General features: G+C 39.2%; 23 protein-coding genes. 15 read left to right on the top strand and 8 right to left on the bottom strand.

Annotated elements, in window-relative coordinates; translation table 11 throughout:
• Positions 1-6 precede the first annotated feature (6 nt).
• From HGJ18_RS00460 to HGJ18_RS00470, 3 genes are all read right to left on the bottom strand, one after another.
• Complete coding sequence (locus HGJ18_RS00460; RefSeq protein ID WP_253697070.1) at positions 7-1,650, bottom strand: outer membrane protein assembly factor BamB family protein; 1,644 nt, start codon at positions 1,648-1,650, stop codon at positions 7-9.
• Between the two features lie 18 nt (positions 1,651-1,668).
• The gene (locus HGJ18_RS00465) at positions 1,669-2,442 is read right to left on the bottom strand and encodes a phosphatidylethanolamine N-methyltransferase family domain-containing protein (protein WP_002673495.1); all 774 of its coding nucleotides are present in this window, start codon (positions 2,440-2,442) and stop codon (positions 1,669-1,671) included.
• A gap of 133 nt (positions 2,443-2,575) precedes the next feature.
• A complete protein-coding gene (locus tag HGJ18_RS00470; protein WP_301338943.1) occupies positions 2,576-3,742 on the bottom strand; it encodes a dicarboxylate/amino acid:cation symporter in 1,167 nt (388 codons plus the stop codon).
• Between the two features lie 192 nt (positions 3,743-3,934).
• Between HGJ18_RS00470 and sufC the strand changes: the two genes are divergently transcribed.
• Genes sufC through sufD form a run of 3 tightly spaced genes read left to right on the top strand, consistent with a single transcriptional unit; the run spans position 3,935 to position 7,292 of the window.
• Positions 3,935-4,675: a Fe-S cluster assembly ATPase SufC gene (gene sufC, locus HGJ18_RS00475; RefSeq protein WP_253698342.1), complete on the top strand. Its 741-nt coding sequence runs from the start codon at positions 3,935-3,937 to the stop codon at positions 4,673-4,675.
• Positions 4,672-6,138, top strand: a complete 1,467-nt coding sequence (gene sufB, locus HGJ18_RS00480) for a Fe-S cluster assembly protein SufB (RefSeq protein ID WP_253697072.1) — start codon at positions 4,672-4,674, stop codon at positions 6,136-6,138. Before sufC ends, sufB begins: the two co-directional genes overlap by 4 nt.
• Before the next feature lie 2 nt (positions 6,139-6,140).
• Positions 6,141-7,292: a Fe-S cluster assembly protein SufD gene (sufD, locus tag HGJ18_RS00485; protein WP_253697073.1), complete on the top strand. Its 1,152-nt coding sequence runs from the start codon at positions 6,141-6,143 to the stop codon at positions 7,290-7,292.
• Between the two features lie 65 nt (positions 7,293-7,357).
• Here the strand turns inward: sufD and HGJ18_RS00490 are convergent, their stop codons facing one another.
• A complete protein-coding gene (locus HGJ18_RS00490) occupies positions 7,358-8,272 on the bottom strand; it encodes an Rpn family recombination-promoting nuclease/putative transposase (RefSeq protein WP_253697074.1) in 915 nt (304 codons plus the stop codon).
• A gap of 158 nt (positions 8,273-8,430) precedes the next feature.
• On the opposite strand from HGJ18_RS00490, the gene lon reads away from it, so the two are divergent.
• The 11 genes from lon (at position 8,431) to HGJ18_RS00545 (ending at position 17,974) form a co-directional block, all read left to right on the top strand.
• Complete coding sequence (gene lon / locus HGJ18_RS00495; RefSeq protein ID WP_253697075.1) at positions 8,431-10,806, top strand: endopeptidase La; 2,376 nt, start codon at positions 8,431-8,433, stop codon at positions 10,804-10,806.
• Positions 10,807-10,921: 115 nt separating this feature from the next.
• Positions 10,922-11,203 carry a type II toxin-antitoxin system RelE/ParE family toxin gene (locus tag HGJ18_RS00500; RefSeq protein WP_253697076.1) on the top strand — a complete coding sequence of 94 codons (282 nt, stop codon included), beginning with the start codon at positions 10,922-10,924 and terminating at the stop codon, positions 11,201-11,203.
• A 13-nt stretch (positions 11,204-11,216) separates the two neighbouring features.
• Positions 11,217-11,516 (top strand): HigA family addiction module antitoxin, encoded by a 300-nt coding sequence (locus HGJ18_RS00505; RefSeq protein WP_253697077.1) that lies wholly within the window; start codon positions 11,217-11,219, stop codon positions 11,514-11,516.
• Between the two features lie 98 nt (positions 11,517-11,614).
• Positions 11,615-12,439, top strand: a complete 825-nt coding sequence (locus HGJ18_RS00510) for a hypothetical protein (protein WP_253697078.1) — start codon at positions 11,615-11,617, stop codon at positions 12,437-12,439.
• 58 nt (positions 12,440-12,497) lie between these two features.
• Complete coding sequence (locus HGJ18_RS00515; RefSeq protein ID WP_253697079.1) at positions 12,498-13,541, top strand: DMT family transporter; 1,044 nt, start codon at positions 12,498-12,500, stop codon at positions 13,539-13,541.
• Between the two features lie 130 nt (positions 13,542-13,671).
• Positions 13,672-14,493 (top strand): protein-ADP-ribose hydrolase, encoded by an 822-nt coding sequence (locus HGJ18_RS00520; RefSeq protein ID WP_253697080.1) that lies wholly within the window; start codon positions 13,672-13,674, stop codon positions 14,491-14,493.
• Positions 14,477-15,334, top strand: a complete 858-nt coding sequence (locus tag HGJ18_RS00525) for an SIR2 family NAD-dependent protein deacylase (protein ID WP_253697081.1) — start codon at positions 14,477-14,479, stop codon at positions 15,332-15,334. Before HGJ18_RS00520 ends, HGJ18_RS00525 begins: the two co-directional genes overlap by 17 nt.
• Positions 15,335-15,342: 8 nt before the next feature.
• Positions 15,343-15,762 carry an Rrf2 family transcriptional regulator gene (locus tag HGJ18_RS00530; RefSeq protein WP_253697082.1) on the top strand — a complete coding sequence of 140 codons (420 nt, stop codon included), beginning with the start codon at positions 15,343-15,345 and terminating at the stop codon, positions 15,760-15,762.
• Positions 15,763-15,860: 98 nt separating this feature from the next.
• Positions 15,861-16,454, top strand: coding sequence for a sulfurtransferase-like selenium metabolism protein YedF (gene yedF / locus HGJ18_RS00535; protein ID WP_253697083.1), 594 nt, complete (start codon positions 15,861-15,863; stop codon positions 16,452-16,454).
• 40 nt (positions 16,455-16,494) lie between these two features.
• Positions 16,495-16,839, top strand: a complete 345-nt coding sequence (locus HGJ18_RS00540) for a putative Se/S carrier protein (protein WP_253697084.1) — start codon at positions 16,495-16,497, stop codon at positions 16,837-16,839.
• On the top strand, positions 16,826-17,974 hold the full coding sequence (locus tag HGJ18_RS00545) for an aminotransferase class V-fold PLP-dependent enzyme (protein WP_253697085.1): 1,149 nt from the start codon (positions 16,826-16,828) through the stop codon (positions 17,972-17,974). Before HGJ18_RS00540 ends, HGJ18_RS00545 begins: the two co-directional genes overlap by 14 nt.
• Before the next feature lie 71 nt (positions 17,975-18,045).
• Here the strand turns inward: HGJ18_RS00545 and secF are convergent, their stop codons facing one another.
• From secF to yajC, 3 genes are read right to left on the bottom strand one after another with little or no spacing between them, the layout of a single operon-like run.
• Positions 18,046-19,287 carry a protein translocase subunit SecF gene (secF, locus tag HGJ18_RS00550; protein WP_253697086.1) on the bottom strand — a complete coding sequence of 414 codons (1,242 nt, stop codon included), beginning with the start codon at positions 19,285-19,287 and terminating at the stop codon, positions 18,046-18,048.
• Between the two features lies 1 nt (position 19,288).
• Positions 19,289-21,052 (bottom strand): protein translocase subunit SecD, encoded by a 1,764-nt coding sequence (gene secD, locus HGJ18_RS00555; RefSeq protein ID WP_253697087.1) that lies wholly within the window; start codon positions 21,050-21,052, stop codon positions 19,289-19,291.
• A 52-nt stretch (positions 21,053-21,104) separates the two neighbouring features.
• Positions 21,105-21,518, bottom strand: coding sequence for a preprotein translocase subunit YajC (gene yajC, locus HGJ18_RS00560; RefSeq protein WP_002672297.1), 414 nt, complete (start codon positions 21,516-21,518; stop codon positions 21,105-21,107).
• 269 nt (positions 21,519-21,787) lie between these two features.
• Between yajC and HGJ18_RS00565 the strand changes: the two genes are divergently transcribed.
• Complete coding sequence (locus HGJ18_RS00565; RefSeq protein ID WP_253697088.1) at positions 21,788-22,183, top strand: single-stranded DNA-binding protein; 396 nt, start codon at positions 21,788-21,790, stop codon at positions 22,181-22,183.
• 80 nt (positions 22,184-22,263) lie between these two features.
• Here HGJ18_RS00565 and HGJ18_RS00570 read toward each other — a convergent pair whose 3' ends face one another.
• Positions 22,264-23,061, bottom strand: coding sequence for an SDR family NAD(P)-dependent oxidoreductase (locus HGJ18_RS00570; RefSeq protein ID WP_253697089.1), 798 nt, complete (start codon positions 23,059-23,061; stop codon positions 22,264-22,266).
• Between the last annotated feature and the right edge of the window lie 65 nt (positions 23,062-23,126).

Below are 23,126 nucleotides of genomic sequence, written 5' to 3' on the forward strand. Positions count from 1 at the left end.
TTCTTCCTATTTTACTATATTTTTGATTTTTTGTCTTGCATAATTTTGAATAATATTGGAATAAGGGCCCTTAATAATGTAAAAAATATTTGAAATTGCAACAGAAGCCGTTTCATTTGAGCCGAATCGCATCAAGGCGGCCAAACAATCGCAAACTGCCGCCATAAGGTTTATGTCATCGTATTTTGCCTTTCCCATTACAAAGCGGATGCCTTCCATTGTGCGGTCATCGGGATCGTAGGCAAGATGTTCCAAACCTCTTAAAATTCCGGCAAGTACATCAGGGTCGTCTATTTTGTATATCCCGTCCAATAAAATATCCCTATATTCATAGGAACCGAGTCTTCCTAAGAGCTCTGCAGCCCTTGATCTATCAAAGGAATTAAAGTCTTGCGAAAAATACGAGGCTTTGCGCTTATTTTCCAAGATAGTTTTTAATTGAAAGGCATAGCGAGGTTCCTTTTCGCCTACGGTTCCGTTTTCTATTTCTTTTTGTATAACATCTAAAAGTTCTGCCGTAGTAGCATATTCAACAAAAAACGGAAAGTCCTCCTTGCCCTTGTCATCTTTTTGTATTATGGAATAAAAATTTTCGGGAGCATTTCGTTTTGTCCCTTTTCGCAAAAGCTTTGTTTCCACCCTGTAGGCATTTAAAATCTCGTTTGTTATTCCGACCAAAAGTCCGTTTTCGGTTATTATAGGGAAGAAATTGGTTTCAGGTATCTTTTTTTCCCATTTGATGCGTCCTGTGTCTGTAATAAGGCAGCCGAATCCTTTTGCGGTAATATTGAATTCGTTGCCGATTGCGTAGCAATGTACTCCACTCGAAAAATTGCCCGAAGTTTTTTCTTCCCATATAAGTTCATTTGTTTTTAGATCCTTAAAAACAACTTTACCGCTTTCAAACATATAGAGGACTTTTCCGCCCTTATAAAAAACATTTTTACAGATTTCGGGTTCGGTAGTTTGCCAAAGAGCTTCCGAACCTCCGCCTGTTTTATAGTATGAAATTGAGCCGTCCGTACAAGCAAGTATATACCCTTCAGGAGCCTCTCCTATAGCCGAAACGGTCTTTTTAAGTCTGTATTGCTCTACAATCGAACCGAAGATAGAAACACGCAAGAAATCTCCCGATTTTAAAATCAAAACTATATCTCTGGAACCTGTTTCTGCAGGTTGAAATACGGGGGCGGAAACAAGGGGTAATTCCCACTTTAGTTTGCCTCCCGAGGTGAGGCAAATTATGTTATTATCTTGGATTATAAAAATGCGGCCGTCCCGTGCGGTGTGTACGGGAAAAATCGGTTTTTTCTTTAACGGATAAGTCCAAAGGGGCATTCCTTGAGAAGAAAAAGCTTCGATATTTCCCTTTGCAGTAACCATAAACACTATTCCGGCTTGAGAAACCGATAAAAACTCGCTTGGGAATTCACCCGTATTTCTTCGCCATAAAAACGTTCCTTGAGAGGTAATGCAGTTTAAGGCCTTGTCGTCTCCTGCCGTATAAATATTTCCGTTCCAAAAAACGGGAACCGTTATGTTCTTGCCGGCAAAAACCAAGGTCCAATGAGCGTCAAGGGTTTGCGCCGTTGCTTTAAAAGAAAAAAAGGAAAAAATAATTAAAAGAAAACCTAAGCCTTTTTTTTTCATAATTTCGCCCGCATTCCGTTAAAATATAAAAGGAAATACCCTCTTAGGTTTTAAGGCTGCAAATTCTTCAGGAAATTCTTCCCTGTATCTTTTATTTATAGTATAGGCCCTTGGAACGAGGTTGGCACAGGTCCAAAATGCAAACAAAAGGCCTACAAAGCTCCATGATAGGAGGGCAAAGCCGAACCATTCCAATATTTCACCGAAATAATTGGCGCTGGATACATATTTGTACATCCGTTTATGAGGAAAATAGTGTGCAGTATCTCCCGGCTTTCGTAAGGAGCGTATATACTTGTCCGAGTCTATGTTTATAGCCATCCCGAGTAAAAAAACAAGAGCTCCGATTATAAAACGGGGATCATAGAGCCACGAGATAGGGTACATGGTCTTGGGGGAAAGGTAAAAAAGCCATGCACCTATTAAAAAGGCATTTATCGTGTTAAATGTGATTCCCATCAAAACGATGAGAATGGGCATCTTACTTTTTCCCTTAAGTAAAAAAGGAAATATAAAAACTCTCTGAGCATAATGCAGCACAAAAAAAAGGCCTATTATAATTCTCACAAAATTTTCAGGTTTAGCCCATACACACATTAGGACAATCATAGTGATAAGTGTAGGAACTTCCATTAAAAACCATGCAATTTTATTGTTAAAAGAAAAGCCCCATTTTTTATTTATCATTTTACCGTATCCGGCGGGAACAAAAAATAGTACTATAAAACAAATTAAGCCTACGCCGAATAAGACAATCTGCGTAATATTAAATATAAATATCAGTCTTTCCATATATATTGAGTATAAATTATCTATGTATTAGCGTCAAGAGAGGGAGTATTAAGGCCGGGAAGAGTTATCGGATCGGCTTAAATTAAAACCCTCTCCGATTTAAATCGAAGAGGGTTTGTAAGCTAAAAAAAGGTTAAGCCTGTTTTTTTAAGGTTCCGTCAGGTTTGTAGAAAATACCTCTGAGTATCAAGGCCAAGGCTCCGTCACCTGTTACGTTACATGCAGTACCGAAGCTGTCTTGAAGAGCAAAGATAGCTATAAGCAAGCCTGTTCCTGTGCTGTCAAAGCCTAAAACACTCAAAACAAGACCCAATGAAGCCATAACGGTTCCGCCGGGTACACCGGGAGCTCCTACTGCAAATACACCGAACAAGAATGAAAATAAAATCATTGTTCCGAAAGAAGGAAGCGAACCGTAAAGCATTTGAGCTATAGTCATACAGAAGAAGGTTTCCGTTAAAACCGAACCGCAAAGGTGGGTTGTGGCTCCAAGCGGAATTGCAAAGTCTGTAACCTCGGAAGGCAGAGCTTCGGATTTATGAGCACAGCGTAAGGCTACAGGAAGGGTTGCGGCACTGGACATAGTTCCTACAGCTGTAGTATAAGCGGGGCCGTAGTGTTTGATAACGTCTAATGGATTTTTCTTTGAAACTGCTCCTCCGATAAGGTAAAGGATGGTGAGCCAGATAAAGTGACCGATTAAAACGACAACAATAACCTTTAAGAATACGGGAAGCTGCTTTGTTAAACTTCCGCTATAAGCTAACTCTGCAAAGGTTGCTGCAATAAAGAAGGGTAAAAGAGGAACAACTATGCGGTTTACGATTTCCAAAACCATGCTTTGGAATTCTACCAAAACCTTCTCGACAGTTGCGGACTTTGTCCATAATACCGAAATACCTACAAGTATGGCCATTACCAAGGCTGTCATAACCGGCATTAGAGGCGGAATAGATAAAACGAAGGCTGTTTTCGGGATGTCTGCCAAGGCACTCATAGAGCTGGGTACATGCAGGAAGGGAATCAAAATATATCCTGCAATAGCGGAGAAAATTGAAGCTCCGACAGCGGATATATAGGACAAACCTAAAAAGGTTCCCAACATTTTTCCTGCATTTTGCTTTAAACCGCAGATTGCAGGAGCAATAAAACCGAGGATAACCAGCGGTACGATAAAGAAGATAACCGAACCTAAGATTGCCTTAATCGTGTTGATAACGGCCATAACGGATGCCGGGACAAAGAGTCCGAGCAAAATACCTGCCGCAATACCGATACCAAGTTTGGGTAAAAGCCCAATCTTTTTTCCTTTGCCATAAAAAAACTCCTCAGATTTTTATTATTAGGTATAAGAATTACACTTCGGACATTCTAACAGGTTTAAAACGATTTGTCCATAAGGTTTAAAAAGACTTCAAAATTTTTATACGTCTTTCTTATTGAATATTAATTTTCAAATTGTTATATTATACAGGAGATTATAGGAGTCATGATGAAACTATTAGATATACAGGGACTTCAAATGTCGGTTGACGAGAAGCAGATTCTTAAAAACCTTAATTTGAGTATAAACAAGGGAGAGGTTCATGTGGTCATGGGCCCAAACGGAGCAGGAAAGTCCACCTTGGCGGCTGCCATAGTAGGAAATCCTCGATACAATATCGATAAGGGCAAGATTTATTTTGAAGATGAACTTATAAACGAGGTTCCCGTCTACGAAAGAGCCCGTAAAGGTATATTTCTTTCTTTTCAGATACCTGAAGAGGTGCCGGGCCTAAAAGTAGAAGAGTTTTTGCGTGCTTCAAAAGAAGCCGTAACGGGTGAAAAAATTCCTATGATAAAATTTCACAAGCTTTTATCGGACACAATGAAGCAGCTTAAAATCAATCCTGCATACGCAAACCGCAGCCTAAATGTCGGTTTTTCGGGTGGAGAAAAAAAGAAAAACGAAATCTTACAGCTTGCTATTTTAAACCCGAAGCTCGCAATTCTCGATGAAACGGATTCAGGGCTGGATATTGATGCTACAAAGATAGTCTTTGAAGGCGTTTCCAAAATACGCACCCCCGATATGGGAATTTTAATTATTACCCATCATAACAAGGTTTTAGATTATATAAAGCCCGATTTTGTACACATTCTTGTTGACGGCACTATTGTCAAAACAGGTCGTCTTGAGTTGGTCGAATATATCGAAAAGAACGGTTACGAAAACATAAAAGAAAGCCTATGAGTAAAGCCATAAACCAAAACACAGCTAAAGCACCGGAGGATGCCGCTCTCTTTCAAGAAAGAAAGCGTACATTTGTTTCGGATATAGAACGCGGAATCTATGACATAAAGGACAGCATCGATTATAAATATTCGACTGGGCTCGGTTTAAACGAAGAAGTCGTAAAAAAAATATCCGCGCGTAAAAATGAGCCCGGTTGGATGCTGGACTTGCGCCTTAAATCCCTCGCATACTTTAATGCTCGACCCATGCCGGACTGGGGAGCCGATATTTCCGATTTGGATATTCAAGAGATAATCCACTACATTGTTTCCGATACAAAGCCCTTGGCCGAAACTTGGGACGATGTTCCGGAAGAAATAAAAAAGACCTTTGACAGGCTGGGTATACCGGAAGCGGAACGCAGTTCCCTCGCAGGAGTGGGTGCCCAGTACGATTCCGAAGTCGTTTACCACAGCCTAAAAGAAGACTTAGAAAAACAGGGCGTAGTCTACTTGGATATGGAAACGGCCGTCCACAAGTACGAAGATATAGTAAAAAAGCATTTTATGCAGCTTATAAAGCCGAATGACCATAAATTTGCAGCCCTCCACGGTGCCGTTTGGTCGGGAGGTTCCTTTGTGTATGTTCCCAAGGGAGTAAGGGTTGAACTTCCGCTTCAATCCTATTTTAGACTAAATGCCCAACAGTCGGGACAGTTTGAGCATACTCTTATAATTGTAGAAGAAGGGGCCTACCTTCATTTTATTGAAGGATGCAGTGCTCCAAAATACTATAAGAACGCCCTTCATGCAGGGGCCGTAGAGCTCTATGTAGGAAAAAAAGCAACCCTGCGTTACTCAACAATCGAAAACTGGTCGCGAAACCTATATAACTTAAACACCAAAAGGGCCATAGTCGAAGAAGACGGAGCTATTGAATGGGTTTCGGGTTCGTTCGGTTCAAGGGTTACCATGCTTTATCCTATGAGCATCTTAAAAGGCGACCGCTCCCGTTCGGAGTTTACAGGGGTTACTTTCGCTTCGGAAGGACAGTGCCTTGATACGGGAACAAAGACCGTTCACATAGGAAAAAATACCGTTTCGGAAATGCGCTCCCGTTCCATCGCAAAAAACGGAGGGGAAGCAAACTACCGAGGTCTTTTATACATAGGAGCAAATGCAACCGGAGCTAAGGCTGCGGCCGAATGCGAATCCCTAATGCTTGACGATAAATCCCGCTCCGATACGATTCCGATTATAGAATCCCATATCGATGATGTAGATATAGGCCATGAGGCTAAAATCGGAAGGATAAGCGAATCAATGGTGTTCTACCTTATGCAAAGAGGCTTGGATGAGGCCGCCGCAAAATCCCTTATCATCAAGGGCTTTGTCGAACCTATCTCCAAGGAGCTGCCTCTGGAATATGCCGTTGAATTGAACAATCTTATTACAATCGAATTGGAAGGAACTATAGGATAGATATGAGTGACAGAACTTATTTTAAACGGCTTGATTACACAAAAACGGATATCCCTTCAAAGCCTTTTTGCAATTTAACCTGCAAGGCCGGAAGCCGGGTCGATGGTCGGGCAGATGGATGTGCCGAAGCTAAAAATATAGAACAAATGCCGATTGAGCAATTTTTAAAAACAGCCCCTTCAAAAGATATAGAAAAATTCTTTGATTTTACGAAGACAAAACGCGAAAAAAATTGCGGCCTCGGAGACAATTATGTTCAAGAAGTAAAGGATAAAAGAAATTCCGGTATTTACTTAAAAGTAAAAAAGTGTGCGGATAATGAACAGGCTGCGAATGTTCTAATCAATTTTACAATGGATCAGGCCAATAATGTTCTTTATGACCAAAATCTTATTGTAATTGAAGAAGGGGCAAGGGCTAAGATCTTTTTTTATCATGATGTAAAGGCCTACGATTGCTCAAAGGCCGATATTTTTAGAAACGGCATACTAAGCATAGTTGCCGAAAAAAACTCTCAAGTAGAATTTATAAAGGTACAAAACTTGAGCCATTGCGGCATTAACTTTGAAACCGTAAAAATCTTTGCGATGGAGAAGGCCCAAGTTACCCTTTACGATATTCAGCTTGGGGCAAAGATAAACGGGGCTTCAACTTCTACCTATATGCCTGAGGAATGGGCTGAGGTTCAAATATACCCCCTCTACTTTGCAGATAAGACCAGACGCATCGACTTGGAGCAAAATTTTATCATCAACGGGAAAAATTCTCTCGGTGCAATTACCGCAAAGGGAGCCTTAAAGAACAAGGCTCATAAGATGTTCCGGGGCAATATCTTTTTAAACAGAGGCTGCTCAAAATCTATTGCAAGGTTTTCGGATAACACGATTATGCTCGATAAGACTACTGTGGGTGCTACAATTCCGACAATCTTTTGCGATGAGGATGACGTTATAGGAGAGCACGCTGCGAGCTTTGAGGCGGTAAACAAGGACAAGCTTTACTATCTTATGACCCGCGGTTTTGACGAGCTGAGCGCCAAAAAGCTTATAATCGAAGCCGCCTTTAAACCGGTTTTTAACCGCATTGACGATGAAACGATAAGAGAAAAGCTCCTAGAGGAGTTCAGGATAAGCTTAGATGAGATAAAGGAATAAAAATGTGCGTCCATGCACATTTTTATTTCGGTGTAACAACATAAAAAGTTCCAAAAGGCTGATTCTTATAAGGACTTTATTTCTTCAATACTTAATCCTGTAGCTTTTGCGATAACTTCCACGGCAAAACCCATTTCTGTTAAGTTTCTAGCAGTTTCAAGTTTGTTTTGGTGAGCCCCATCGGCAAAGCCTTGTTGGATACCTTCTTGTCTCCCTTTTAGTTCGCCTTGCAATATACCTACTTCAATGCCTTGTCGATAGCCTTCACTTATACATGAAGCCTTGTCGTGTTCATATTTCATGCGGGATTCATATAGCCATTTATCCCTAGGACTCATTTCCATTACTTCTATCGCCGCATTTGCCTTTCTCATCATCTGTGATTCTTGTTCTAACATTTTTCTTACCTCCGGATTATCAGTTTCGATAAATTTAAGCCAATTTAATAAGCGTTTAGCTTTATAATCTTTATATTGACCTTCTTTTAAGAGTCTTGCCTTTTCAAGGTTCAATATATGAATTTCAAGTTTTGAAACTAAAGGCTCTTTTGTATCTTTTTCTAAAACAAGATATTTGTTATGCAAACGCTTATTTTTATTAAAGCCTTTTCCTATCAAGTTTATTGTAATACACTTTGGCAGTTTTGTATAGTCTTGACCTTGTTTTATACCCTCATTATACATCTTAGACCAATAATATAAGGTCCTTTCAGGAAAATCAAAATACCAACTGTTTTGAATTTCAATATCTACAAAAGTTCCATCTTTTAGTCTTAACTTGATATCCAAGATACCTAGCTTTTCACTTAAAAACTCTTTATGAAACTCCTTATCGAGAAGTTCCAAACCTGCGATATCCTCAGGCGGAATGTCTAAGATACACTCCAGTAAATCCTGTAGTACGTCCTTGTTTTCTTCCACTCCGAATACTTTTTTAAAAGCGTAGTCGTTGCGGAGAGTTATTTTAAATAATTTTTCCATAACTAAGCCTCGCTAATAATTTTTTTTTAAAAAATTCCCCCTTTCATAATTATTATAGAAATTGTTTGTAATAGATAGCAAAATTTGAAAAAAAAGATTGACATTTAATAATCTCTTTTCCGATTGACTTTTTTTTAAATTATTGAGATATTTAAAGAATGAGTGATAAAAAAGAAATTGTTCCGATAGAAAGCTTACTGCCGCAAAAGTTGAATATTGTCCCTTTGAGCGGCAGGCCGATTTTTCCCGGCATTTTTACGCCGCTTTTAATTAATGCCCCCGAAGACATAAAGTCAATCGAAGATGCCTATGCGGGCGACGGTTTTATAGGGCTTACCCTTCTTAAAAACAATATAGAACACCCTCAAGCCAAGGACTTGTACAAGGTGGGCTGTGCCGCAAAAATCGTGCGTAAGATAAATCTGCCCGACGGCGGGCTCAACGTTTTTATAGCCACTCAAAAACGCTTTAAGATACGCAAAACCGTCAACGATACAAATCCCATAGTCGTAGCCGTTCAATATCTGGATGATGAAGAAGAAAAAAGCCATGAGGTGGAAGCTCTTACCAGAGCCCTCATAAGCGAAATGAAGCAGCTTTCTGAAAACAATCCCCTGTTCTCCGAAGAGATGCGGCTCAATATGATCAATATTGACCATCCCGGAAAAATAGCCGACTTTATCGCAAGTATCTTAAACATTCAAAAAGAAGATCAGCAAAAGATTCTTGAAACCTTAAACGTAAAAAAGAGAATGGAAGAAGTTTTTGTTCACATTAAAAAAGAACAAGAACTTTTACAGGTTCAGCGCAAGATACAGGATGACCTTAATATGCGTGTCGAAAAAAATCAGCGCGATTATTTTTTAAGGGAAGAACTTAAATCCATTAAAGAAGAATTGGGGCTGACCACGGATCCTAAGACCAATGAAGAAGAAAATTTTGCAAAGAGGATAGAAGAGTTTCAGTTTACCGGAGAAGTAAAAGAGGTTGTGGACTCAGAGTTTGAAAAATTTAAGATGCTCGACCCCTATTCTTCCGAATACATAGTTACCCGCAATTATTTGGAAACCATTCTTTCACTTCCGTGGAAAAATTCGGAGCCGGAAGAATACGATATTGCAAAAGCTCAAAAGATTTTAAATAAGGATCACTACGGGCTTGAAGATGTAAAAACCCGAATAATAGAATACCTTTCCGTGCGTAAATTAAAGAAGGACACCAAGGGTTCGATCATTCTTTTGTTGGGCCCGCCCGGTGTAGGTAAAACGAGCGTCGGAATGTCCATAGCCAGAGCTATGTCTAAGCCCTTCTTTAGGTTTTCGGTCGGAGGCATGAGGGATGAGGCCGAAATAAAGGGGCACCGAAGAACCTACATAGGAGCCATGCCCGGTAAAATCCTTCAGGGCTTAAAGATAGTAAAAACCAATTCTCCCGTTTTTATGATAGACGAGGTCGATAAGATGGGGCAAAGCTATCAGGGCGACCCTTCAAGTGCTCTCCTCGAAGTTCTAGACCCCGAGCAAAATATAAACTTTAGAGACCACTATTTGGATTTGCCCTTCGACCTTTCCAACATAGTTTTTATCCTCACGGCAAACACCCTCGATTCCATTCCACGCCCTCTCTTGGATAGGGCCGAGGTGATAAAGCTTTCTGGCTACATCGATTCCGAAAAGGTTCAGATAGCAAAAAAACACCTTATTCCGAAAAGCCTTGAAAAGCATGGTCTTAAAAAGAATCAGGTAGTCTACAGTCAGGATATGCTCCTTTATATTGCAAACTCTTACGCAAGGGAAGCCGGCGTGCGCAACTTTGAAAAGAAGCTGGATAAGATTCACCGCAAGGTTGCAACCGAAATTGTAAACGGTAAAAGAAAAGAAGACGAAAAGCTGACTGTAACAAAGGCCGACATTGAAAAGATGCTTGGCAAGGTTATCTTCCGCGATGATGATATTAAAAAGGCCGACGTCCCCGGTACCTCGATAGGTCTTGCATGGACATCTATGGGCGGAGATACTCTTTTGATAGAAACTGCATCTATGCTTGGAAAGGGCGGCTTTAAACTCACAGGCCAAGCCGGAAACGTTATGAAAGAATCCGCAGGCATAGCCCTTTCATGGACTCGAATGTTTTCCGTAGACCAAAAAATAAAAAAACCGGACTGGTTCGAAAAAAATATAATACACCTTCACCTGCCGGAAGGGGCTACCCCCAAGGACGGCCCATCCGCAGGTATCACTATGGCCACAGCTCTTTTATCGCTTTTTTCAGGGAAAACCATCAAGCCTAAACTTGCCATGACCGGAGAGCTTTCGCTTACAGGACAAGTTCTTGCCATAGGCGGCCTAAAAGAAAAAACAATCGCCGCCCGCCGCAACGGAATAAAGGAAGTCATCATTCCTCAGGCTAACACAAGAGACTTGGACGAAATCCCCGAATACATTAAAAAGGGCATTAAGTTCTACCCCGTAAGCCATGTTGAAGAAGTCTTGGACATAGCCTTTAGGGGTGCGCTGACGAAGAAAAAACGATAGACGAGCGGATTTTAAGTATACTTAAAAATAAACTGTAAAATAGTTTTGGTTTGGAAATGAAATCTATTAGATATAGCTACTTGACAGATATATCTTAATAACAGATGATATAATTATGATTAAATCGTTTGCAGATTCAGAGACAGAAAAAATCTGGAAAGGCAATAAATCACCTAAGCTTCCGCCTGAAATACATAAGAGAGCTTTTGCTAAATTATTGATAATTAATTCGGCGGAAAAAGAGGATGATCTAAGGATTCCTCCGGGAAATAGATTTGAACATCTTCTTGGAGATTTAAAGGACTATTGTTCAATAAGAATAAATAGTCAATGGAGAATACAGTTTAAGTTTCTAAACAATGAAGCTTATGAAGTACAGATTGTGGATTACCACTAAACGGAGGTGTGTCATGGATAAAAGATTTGAATTACCGACAGTTGGTGAAATTTTACTAGAAGAGTTCCTCGAACCTTTAAATATTACTCCGTATAGACTTTCAAAAGATTTAGGTGTTTCTTCCAGTTCAATTTTGGATTTAGTTCACGGAAAAAGAAAAATAACTGTTGAAATGGCTTTGAGACTTTCTAAATATTTTGGGACGACTTCTAAGTTCTGGCTTAATATGCAGAATGAATTGGATTTAAGGGAAGCAGAGTTAAAACTCGTAAATGATTTAGAGAAAATTCCAAATTGTAAGCAGATGGCATAACACTCTTCTTCAACACTGACATTGCGGACAAGCCGCAAATGCAACTTAAGCGTTAGGTATATGAACAACCCTCACTGTGGCACATGGAGTGGGAAAAGATGTTAGAAAAAAAAGTAATTACAATAAATAAAAATAAAATAAATATTGATTTCTCTGAATTAGAAAAAGAAATTAATAATTCAAAAATATCGTCAAAAGAATTATTCGAAGTTGTTAATGTGGAAACAACAATGGAACCGGTAAGTAATGAATTAATAATTTTTAAAGATAATAAATGTATAGCAAATTATATAATTGAATCCGGAAATAAAAGTAATTTTTCAAGTCTGAAATTTCTTCATTTATGCATCCGGATCTTAAATAATTTTGGTCTGGTGATCGATGGCGAAATTGATGATAGTCCATTTAAAACAGAAAAGAAAATTAATCAGATAGACGGAATAAGATTTCAGCCGGTTTTATTAAATGCATATAATAATGATAATCCGGAAAATAAGGGAATGGGATTATTCAGCAGAGGCTTACATTTTTCGGGATTTATAACTCCTTCAAATTTCAGATTATGCTGCATTTGCGATGAATGCAAAAAAAGTTTTAATATTCATAGTTACCATGCAGGAAATGGTTATTTCCAGTATTTTTATTCAGATGATGGCAGCGAAACTTTAATGGTTCCTTATGATGCAATTAAAGATATGCCTGGTCAGTTATGTAAAAATATTTCAGAAGAATCAGTAAAAAGAATTGATTCTCAATTAGAAAAAAAAGGATATGGAAGATTTAAATTTTACAATCCTTTTAGATGTCCCTATTGTAAAGCTCCATATATTGATTTTCAAAAACATCCGGAAATAAGAGAATATGAATATTATGCAAATGTATTTTTGAATAAAGAAATGATAGAATATAAGGATAAAAAATGAAATCAACTGAAGTATATAAAACTATAAATCTAATAATTAAGGAAGGTTTTAATTGAAGATGAATAAAAATATAATCGCAATTATTTACGCAGTTGCTGCAGCAGCTTTTTATGCATTAAATGTTCCTTGCTCCAAAATGCTCCTTCAAAATATTTCACCTGTATTTATGGCCGGGCTTCTTTATATTGGAGCAGGACTTGGTGTAGGAATTTTGTATTTATTCAATTTTAAAAAAGAGCAAAAATCTGAACGGCTTGGTAAAACTGATTTACCGTACACTTTGGGAATGATTGGTCTTGATATTGTAGCTCCAATTTTGTTAATGCTTGGGGTGAAATACGGAACTTCATCAAATGCATCTTTGCTTGGAAATTTTGAAATAGTAGCTACAGCATTAATTGCATTGATTATATTCAAGGAAAAAGTGACATGGAGATTATGGCTTGCAATTCTTTTTATTACGGCTTCAAGTATAATTCTTTCGTTTGAAAATATTGAAGGATTAAATTTTTCCATAGGCTCTTTGTTTGTTCTTGGAGCAACAAGTTGCTGGGGATTGGAAAATAATTGTACCCGCAGAATGTCAGATAAAAGTACATATCAGATTGTAACAATAAAAGGACTTTGTTCAGGATTTGGTTCGATAATTGTAGCTTTTGTTTCCGGTGAAATCGATTTTACTCTTAAATATATTCCTTTCGCATTATTGTTGGGATTTGTATCCTACGGATTAAGTATTTTTACATACATTCGTGCTCAAAAATACTTGGGTGCAGCTAAAACAAGTGCATATTATTCGATTGCACCATTTATAGGAACATTTTTGGCTTTTGTATTATTAAAAGAAAAAATATCAACTAAATATATATCGGCATTATTCGTAATGATTATAGGTACAGCCTTTGCCGTGTATGACACATTAATTAGAAAACATTTGCACGGACATAGGCATACATTTACACATACACATAACGGCATAACGCATACCCATACAATATCCCATTCTCATTTACATAATCACTTTATTTCTGATTCAAAACATGGTCATCATCATAGCATTGAGGAATTAGAGAATGAATTGAAAAATGAGACAAGAAAATAAAAAAAATCAAAAGTTCTATTGACATTACAAGCGATTTATTGTATATTATAGCTGTAAGTTAATTAGAACAACAGTTCAAATAACTTACAAAGACACCGGGCAAAAGAGATGCCCGAGAGGAATGTGAATTATGACACAGACAGAGCGGAGGCGTTTTTTGATTGAATATCTTCTCGCAGAAAATTCACAATATAGAGGAGTGCAGATTCCTGAAAGTGAAACAGAGCAAAAATATCTTCTTCGCTCACTTGTGAATGTGCGTCATGCCGTTCCTGCGAGTGAAGAGTTTTTGCATATTGAAGATGAGTATTTGCAGGAAGAAATTAAATTGCGCGGAATTACCGACATAGCGGATTTGGTTCCGGCTTGTGGTGATCTTTACATTTGGCGAGGCGACATCACTACACTCAAAGTTGACGCAATCGTGAACGCAGCGAACAGCGGAATGACAGGCTGCTGGCAGCCCTGTCACTCCTGTATCGACAACTGCATACACACCTTTGCAGGAATAAGGCTCCGTGCCGCCTGCGATTCGATTATAAAAAAGCAAGGGCATGAGGAGCCGACGGGACAAGCAAAAATCACACCTGCGTTTAATCTGCCGTGTAAGTTTGTGCTTCATACTGTAGGTCCGATTGCGGACGGACATCCTACTCAAACTGATTGCGATTTGCTTTCTTCATGTTATAAATCTTGTCTTGATTTGGCGCATGATAAGGGCCTTAAATCAATAGCGTTTTGCTGTATTTCAACAGGCGTTTTCGGTTTTCCGCAGGAGGAGGCGGCACAAATTGCGGTTGCTGCCGTCAGGGAATGGAAAGAAAAAAATGAGACATCAGGTTCAAGCCCGAACGTGACAGGAACTACCGGCGGGATGAAGGTTGTGTTTAATGTGTTCACTGAAAAAGATGAAGAAATTTATGAGAGGCTTTTGTATGACAGAGAAGATTGAGAAATTAAAACAGGTTCTTTCCGAAGCGGAAACAATTGTCATCGGTGCCGGAAGCGGGCTTTCCACTTCGGCAGGATTTACTTATTCCGGTGAACGGTTTGAAAAATATTTTTCGGATTTTGAGGTAAAATACGGTTTTCATGATATGTATTCCGGAGGGTTCACTCCTTTTGAATCTCTCGAAGAGCATTGGGCATATTGGAGCCGTTATATTATGATAAACCGCTATATGGATCCGCCAAAACCGGTTTATAAAGATTTGTTTTCGCTTGTGAAGGACAAGGATTATTTTGTGATCACAACAAATGTAGACCATTGCTTTCAAAAAGCCGGCTTTGACAAGAACCGGCTATTTTACACGCAGGGCGACTACGGATTGTTTCAATGCAGCGAGCCGTGTCATGAGGAAACTTATGACAACGAAAAACAAATCCGAGCAATGTGGGAATTTCGCAATGAAATGAAAGTTCCGACAGAACTTGTTCCCCGTTGTCCTGTTTGCGGAAAGCCGATGAGCATGAATCTTAGGGCAGACCACACTTTTGTAACGGATAAAGGTTGGTACAAGGCATCAAAACAATATGAAAAGTTTTTGCAAACTCGGAATATAATAAAAAACGGTGAACAGGAAGGCGACGGAAAAGTTTTGTTCTTTGAACTCGGCGTCGGCGGAAACACACCCGGAATCATAAAGTATCCGTTTTGGCAGATGACCGAAAAAAATCCGAATGCGGGTTATGCTTGCATCAATTTTGGAGAAGCCGTTGTGCCGCTCAAAATAGAAGAGCAATCTATCTGTATCAATGACGATATTGGCGAAGTCTTAAAGAAAATGGTATAATTGGGAATATGAAAATAAGTATTCGTTTTACGGCAGCGGTACATACTCTTTTGTGTATCCGGTATTTTGAAAAAGATATGCGTGTTACTTCGGATTTTATTTCTGCAAGCACAGGCGTAAATGCCGTTATCATAAGAAAAATTTTGCTTCAGTTACAAAAAGCGGGACTTGTGGAAACTGCCGCAGGGGTCGGCGGGTCGCACTTGGCTCAAGCAGCAGATAAAATAACGCTTCTCGATGTTTACAACGCAATCAATGAGGGAGAGGAAGAGAGGGATATTTTTAATTTTCATCCTAATCCGAATTCTAAATGTCCTGTGGGAAGTAAAATTCATCTTGTGCTTGATGCTAAATTGGATGATGCCCAAAAAGCAATGAAGGATTCGCTTAACAAAACAACTATTGCCGATTTAAGTAAAGATATCTAACATTCACAAAATAAAATAATGTTAATAATTCTCATCATTGACTAATTATAAGCATTTATGATAATATATCTAAAAATTTAATATATTGTGAGGTTGTTATGATAGAAGTAAATGCGATGGGACAGGCTTGTCCTATTCCCGTTATTATGGCAAAAAAGGCTGTCAGGGAAAATACGGGTAAAGAAAATATCTCGGTCAAGGTTGATAATGAGGTTGCAACTCAAAACCTTTCAAAGATGGCGGCTCAGCTCGGCATAGGGGTTGAAGTAAACAAAATCAGTGAAAAAGAGTTTTCCGTTCTTTTAAAGGCTAAAGACGGTGTAAATTTAAATCCTGTTGCCGTTCCTCAAACTTCAAGCGGAGAATATGCTGTTGTGATAAATTCGGATCAGATGGGCTCTGGAGATGAAGGCTTCGGCAAAAAGCTTTTAGAAGGCTTTATCTATGCCCTCACGGAACAGGATGTACTTCCCAAGTTCGTTGTCTGCTATAATTCGGGTGTAAAGCTTACAACCGAAAACGAAAAAACCGTAAACGACTTAAAGGCTCTTGCTTCTCAAGGCTGCGAGGTTCTGTCTTGCGGCTTGTGTCTGGACTTTTACGGTCTTAAAGAAAAGCTCAAGGTAGGAAGCCCTACAAATATGTACCGCATTACCGAAATTATGCGCACCCACTTTGTAGTACGCCCATAGTTTGCCAAAGTATAGCAAAAAAGAATAACGGAAGAAAGATTTGAAAACCTACGGAGTTTTTTCATTTTCGTCTTCTCATCATGCGATAGCGGCTGAAGCTGTAACTGCTGACGCAGTTATAGCTTCAGGTGAAGTTTCCGATGCTGAAGCATTGGAAACTTCGGGAGATTTTTCTTCTGCGGCAAGTGAGGGCCTGACTGAGGCGAGGCTTATTCCTCTTCCGCCTGAAATATCTGCGGGCTGCGGTTTAGTTTTACGGGTAAATGAAGAAGGCATAAAAATGGCTTCACACCTTTTAAGCGAGGCCGAAATTCCTTATACGGGAATTTATCTTTTAAAAATAGAAACAAATAAGAGGTTTGTGGAAAAATATGATCTATCTTGACAATAGCGCAACCTCCCTTCAAAAGCCGGAAAGTGTAGCTCAAGAGGTGTTTAAGGGAATTGCTTCACATCAATTCGGGAATCCGGGGAGAGGAGCTCATAGTACGGCACATGCAGCCCTCGCAGAGCTTTTTAAAACACGACAAACCTTGGCAAAGCTTTTTAATATAAAAAATCCCTTAAATGTTGCCCTTTGTCAAAATGCTACATCTGCCTTAAACCTCGTCATAAAAAGCCTTTTTTCTGGTAAAGAAAATACTCACATTATAACTACTGTTCTTGAGCATAACTCGGTTTTGCGCCCCCTTTATCAGCTTGAAAAGGAGGGAGCCGAACTTTCAATTATCCCTATCCAAGACGGCTTTTTGTGTTATGAGCTCATAGAAAAAGAGATCAAATCAAACACCAAAGCCATTATCGTAAACCACTGCTCAAACGTGATAGGCTCAATCTGTGATTTGGACTATGTTCATTCCATATGCAAAAAATACGGTCTAATCTTAATCGTCGATGCTTCTCAAAGTGCGGGTACAATTCCTATAGATGTTTCAAAATACGGGCAAAGTATTTTTTGTTTTACCGGACACAAGGGGCTTTACGGGCCTCAGGGTACTGGCGGTATTATCGTAAACGGAAATTTCGAGTTTGCCCCCGTCTTTTCGGGAGGAAGCGGAGTTCACTCTTTCGATAAAACTCACCCCTCCGAGATGCCCGACATTTTTGAAGCAGGCACCATGAATGTTCCGTCCTTTATGGGCTTAAATGCCGGGGCTTCCTATATTTTAGAAACAGGAATTACTTCCATTCAAAAGAAATTGGCCGATTTAAAATTGCTTTTTATAGAGGAAATAAAAACTATTCCTAATCTTAAAATATACGGAAATCCTTGGAGCGAAAAAACAGGGGCTGTTGTAGGTATAAACATAGGAGATATTCCCTCGGGAGAAATAAGCCGCCTCCTCGATGAAGACTTCGGCATAGCAAGCCGGCCGGGAGCTCACTGTGCTCCCTTGGTACACAAGGCACTCGGAACCGAAGAACAAGGCATAGTCCGTTTTAGTTTTTCCTCTTTTAATACCTTTGAAGAAATCAAACAAGCTGCCGAAGCCTTAAAAAAAATAGCTCATAACGCATAAAAAAAGCAGCCGAGTTTTACAACCGGCCGCTTGGCTTAAAATAGTTCCCTACTGAGATTTATCCTATCTTGTTAGATAACCGCGCCTGAAAGCTCACCCGGGGCTTTTTTGCCTCTGGTAATCATCTCTCCGGCTTTTTTACCCTTGGAGGTAAGAGCGATAAAATAAGACGCGATATAGATTGACGAATAGGTTCCGCTTATAAGACCTACAATTAGGGCTAAGGCAAAATCCTTCATCGAATCGGTGGTAAACAAATAAAGCGCTATAACTGCAACCATAGTCGTAAGGGTTGTAATAATTGTTCTGGTAAATACCTCAGTCAAAGCTTTGTCCAAAATTTCGTTGCATTCCAGCTTAGGTTCAAGATGAATCTTTTCGCGGATACGGTCAAAGATAACTATTGTGTCGTTTATGGAATAACCTATAATCGTAAGAATGGCGGCTATCGTCGTAGAATTAAATTCCATCTGTGTCCACGAAATAAACATAATCATTACGAGCGTATCGTGAAGCAGAGCAATAATTGCTGCGAGCGAAAAATTCCACTGAAAGCGGAACATTGCATAAACAAAGATTAAAACCAAGGCGCCGCCTACCAGCAATATTGCCTGTTGTGCCAACGAAGAAGAAAAACGTGAACCTACAAAGTCCGTACTTATAACTGCAATGTTTTCGATTCCGTAGGCTGCATTTAAGGCAGTGTTTATAATCGAGCGTAATTCTTTGTTTGCGTCTTCATATTTTCCGTCATCGGCAAGTCTTATCTGAAAATACCTGTCTTCAGGCGTTCCCAGTTGTTGAACCGAAACTGAGGGTATTGAAGAAAGTGCATGGCGGACCTCATCGGTATTTATCGGTTTAAGACCTTTTTCCAAATGGTGAAGTCTAAACACATTAGCCGAAAGACGGGAAGAAGATTCCGAGTTGGAAAACAAGTTTTTAAGAAGCTCATTTCCCGAAGCGGTAACTTTTACCTTTAAACCATCAATAGAGGCAAGGCCGTCAGCGAAGTCTTTAAGAGTCGGATTATCGGCAAACTTAAAGACATAAGATTTGTTTTCTCCATCCAGAGAGGTGGTAGTAATCGAAATGTCGGATATACCTTGAGAGAAGGAAACCGTTAAAGGTCCTTCATAGGAAAGTTCTACTGCCGTAGGGGCTATTTTTACCTTTTCGATAAAACCGGCCTGAAAGTCAATACCGAAATTTATTCCTTTGGTAAAATACCCTATAACTCCGAAGGCTATAAGCCCTATACTGAAAATAATGCACGGAACGAAAAATTTCGAAAAACTGATTATTTTTTTCATTTTATAACTTCCTCCAGCTGATATGAATCTTCTCCAATTTTAATGTTTGAGTTCCAAAGTCAAAAATTAATCTTGAAACAAACAAAGCGGTAAATACTGAAGAAACAACACCTATTGCTAAGCTGTATGCAAAGCCCTTTATCGGTCCGGTTCCGAGAATTGATAAAAAGAAGGCTGCAATGAATGTTGTAATGTTTGAGTCCATAATTGCAGAAAAGGCATGTTCAAAGCCGGCGTTTATTGAGGCTTCCCTTGTTTTACCAAGAATTAGCTCTTCTTTTATTCTTTCGAAAACAACAACGTTAGCATCTACAGCCATACCTATGGTTAAAATCATACCCGCAATACTGGGCAAGGTAAGAGTTAAATTGAAGGCTGAAAGAATACTGAACATGATATAAAGGTTTAAAATTTGGGCAATACAGGCATTGATTCCTGCTTCCTTATAGAATACAAGCATAAAAAGCAAAACTGCAATTAAGCCCCACTGCAAGGCCTTAATACCTTCATTAATTTTTTCGTCTCCTAAGCTGGCTCCTACAACCTGCTGTGTTTCAAGCTGGAGAGGAACATTTAGCCATGCAGTCCGTAAAACGGTTTTAAGGTTGTTTGCCTCTGTTGCAGACATTCCGCTTATGCTTCCCGAACCTCCGGTGATAGGCTCTTTGAGGTTAGGGGCAGACTTTATCTTGTTGTCCGAAACTATGGCAAGTCGTTTTCCGACATTGTTTGCCGTTAATTCTGCAAATATCTTTGCTCCTTCAGCATCAAGAGAAAAGTTTACGAGGGGGTTATTGGATCTTTGATCTGTCGAAGTGTCAACACTTACGAGGTGTTTTCCTTCAAGACCTGCCTGTTTTTTTACGACAAGGAAGGGTTCTCTATCGTCTCTTTCATCTATACCGTAGGCATCTTTGTGATATACACCTAGTACCATACAGTCTTCAGGAATAATTTCGGGGTTTAAAAGATTGTAATCGGCATCAAAGGTTTTTCCCGGATTGTTTCGGTAATATTCTCTAAATGACTGAGTAGCTTCATCATCCACTATATGGAAGGCTAAAATACCTCGGCCCATGATAATGGAGTTTATCTTATCTGCATCGGCTGCTCCCGGCATTTCAATGTAGATTCTATCATCTCCTTGGCGTCTAATTACAGGGTCTGTAAGACCGAATTTATCTATTCGGCTTCGGAGGGTGTCCATGGCCAAAGTCATGGCAGCCTTCTTTGAGTCGGCTATTGTATCGCTGCTTGCTCCATCGGCAGAAATTGCAGCATCCAAGTCGGCTTTGATAATAACCAACATACCGCCCGATAAGTCAAGACCCAGTTTAACGGCATTTGTTTGATAGTTTTTTATGCCTAAAATGGAATCTCTATATGCAGTTTCTAGAATAGACTGGGCTATGGGTATAAATTTTTCTTTTGATGAAAGCTTAAAGCTTGCAGCAACATCTTGAGCCGTCCATTTAGAAGGGATTTCCATACCTAAGGCCTTTCTACGGGTCTTAGCTTCTTTAATAATAGGGGCATATTTTTCCGAAAGAGGCTCTGTTGAGTTCGAAGCAGCCATTTCTATAAGCTTATCAACATCAGCTCTTGCCATGTTTTCGGAATAATCTTTAATCTTTTCTCTTGATGCCAAGGCTAATGCCTTATCTTCTTGATTTGTCCAAAAATACCATTTAAGGGTAGGGTGTAAGAAAACAAAGCACAAGGCGATGACAAGAAGAACAACGATAAACCTAAATCTTTTGCTCATTATTTATCTCCTATCTCCCTTTGCGGTTTTAATAATAAAACCGCAAATTGTTTTATTTTGACTCGTTTTGTGAAACTGTATCGTCATTTGCGGAGTCATCGGCCTTTTTTCCGAATAGAGATTTTTTCTTTTCGCCTTCTCCTCCGAAATCAGGCTTTGGAGGCTCATCTTTTAAAACGGCCCCTACTGCAGAACGGTTAATTTCAATCTTACAGTTGTCATCAACTTTTATGATAATTGTCTTTTCTTTTGTTGAGCTCACAACACCGTGAATACCGCCGATAGTGATGATCTTATCCCCCTTTTGAAGCTGAGAAATCATCTTTTCGGTTTTTTGCTGTTCCTTTTTCTGCGGGCGGATAAGCAAAAAATAAAAAATAACGAACACCAAGAGCATCGGTATTAAAAAACCGAAGGAGCCGAAACCGCCCGGAGCGGTTCCTTGCAATAAAGGCATAAAATTCATAAAACCCATCCTTTTTAAAGTAATTTAAAATATAAATATAGGAAAATACAATATCATATTTTTACATATTCAGTCAATAAGAGGTAAGCTTTTAAAAAAAACTTTTTTTTTAAAATTTTATAAACTTTTTTTTAAAAATTTTACTAAAAATTGCATTTATAAGCCTATAATTAGATGAAGGCAAGGGAGCGGCGCCGGCCCAATCTTTCGAAATCTTATTGAACAAGTGTTCAAGGTGACGTTATTTTTGTGATTTTTGGAGGTATAAAATGAAATCATTAAATTCACTCATTATTGAAGGAAACATGGTTAGGGAACCTGTTTTAAAGACTACGGCAAACGGAACAGACATCTGTACTTTTTCTATTGCTTCAAATAGAAACTACAAAAAAGACGATGCCTTTGTGCAGGAAACTTCTTATTTTGATGTAGAGTCATGGGCAAGTCTTGCAAAATTATGCGAGCAAAACGGGGCTAAGGGCAGGGGAGTCCGCGTTGTAGGCAGAATTAAGCAGGATAGATGGGTCGGTACCGATGGAAAAAACTACAGCAAGGTAAAGGTTGTTGCAGAACATGTAGAGTTTAAGCCCATCTTTAAAAATGCAGGCGAAAAAACACAGGCAAAGGAGGAGGTGCTTATTGAAGAAAAAGTAATGGCATTTTAAATAATTAATTGCTGTCAAGGCCTAAGACGTAAAAGCTTTTTTACGGGTTATTCACTCATCGGGCCTTGATAGCATCTTTATTAGGCATATAGTTTTTTTACGATAAAAAGACCTAATTGACGAGGTAAAATTCTATATAAAAGAAGCAAGAAGGAGTAAGTCCAGTTGTAAGGATAAAAAAATCCGACTTTTCGCTTTTCAGCGAGGGAGGCGACGAATTTTCCTAACTTTTCAGGATTCATCCCCTTTTGCTCGTCTTTTTCCATTTTAGAAACACTTTTTGAAATTCTTCCATTATAAACATCATCTCCCAGATTCGACTTATTTCTTGCAGCCGTAAAGGGGGTGGCAACATCTCCGGGCATGATTAGGGCACAGTCCACACCGAAGGGCTGAAGTTCCGCTCTAAAAGCTTCTAAGAGCTTGCCAAGGGCTGCCTTTGATGCCGAGTAAAAACCCTGAAACGGAATGGCAATTTCTCCGGCTATAGAGCTGATTACAAATATCTTTCCAAAAGATTGGGAGCGCATATACGAGGCGGCTGTCTTTATAAATAAAAAGGCTCCGAAAAAGTTTACATCCATTTGTTTTTTTGCTTCTTCAAGGCTTGTAAATTCCACAGCACCGGAAATACCGAATCCCGATGCACATACGGCTAAATCAATCCGCCCTTCCTTTTCCCAAATATTGGAAAAGGCTTTTGTAAGATTTTCTTCATCCGTAATATCAAGGCTGATGTGCTTACTCTTTTCTTGAGGCGAACTTAAAAATTCTCTGCGGCTCATGGTGTAAACAAAATAATCTTTTAGAACCAGGGCCTTTGTAATTTCAAGACCTATACCGCTTGAGCCTCCCGCCACTATCGCTATTTTTTTCATAATTATACCCCGTTTCAGCTAAATTGAAGTCTTCATTATTATAGACAAAATTCTTTTTTTCTTCT

Origin of the sequence: Treponema denticola (genome assembly GCF_024181405.1) — a bacterium.
Lineage (GTDB): Bacteria > Spirochaetota > Spirochaetia > Treponematales > Treponemataceae > Treponema_B > Treponema_B denticola_D.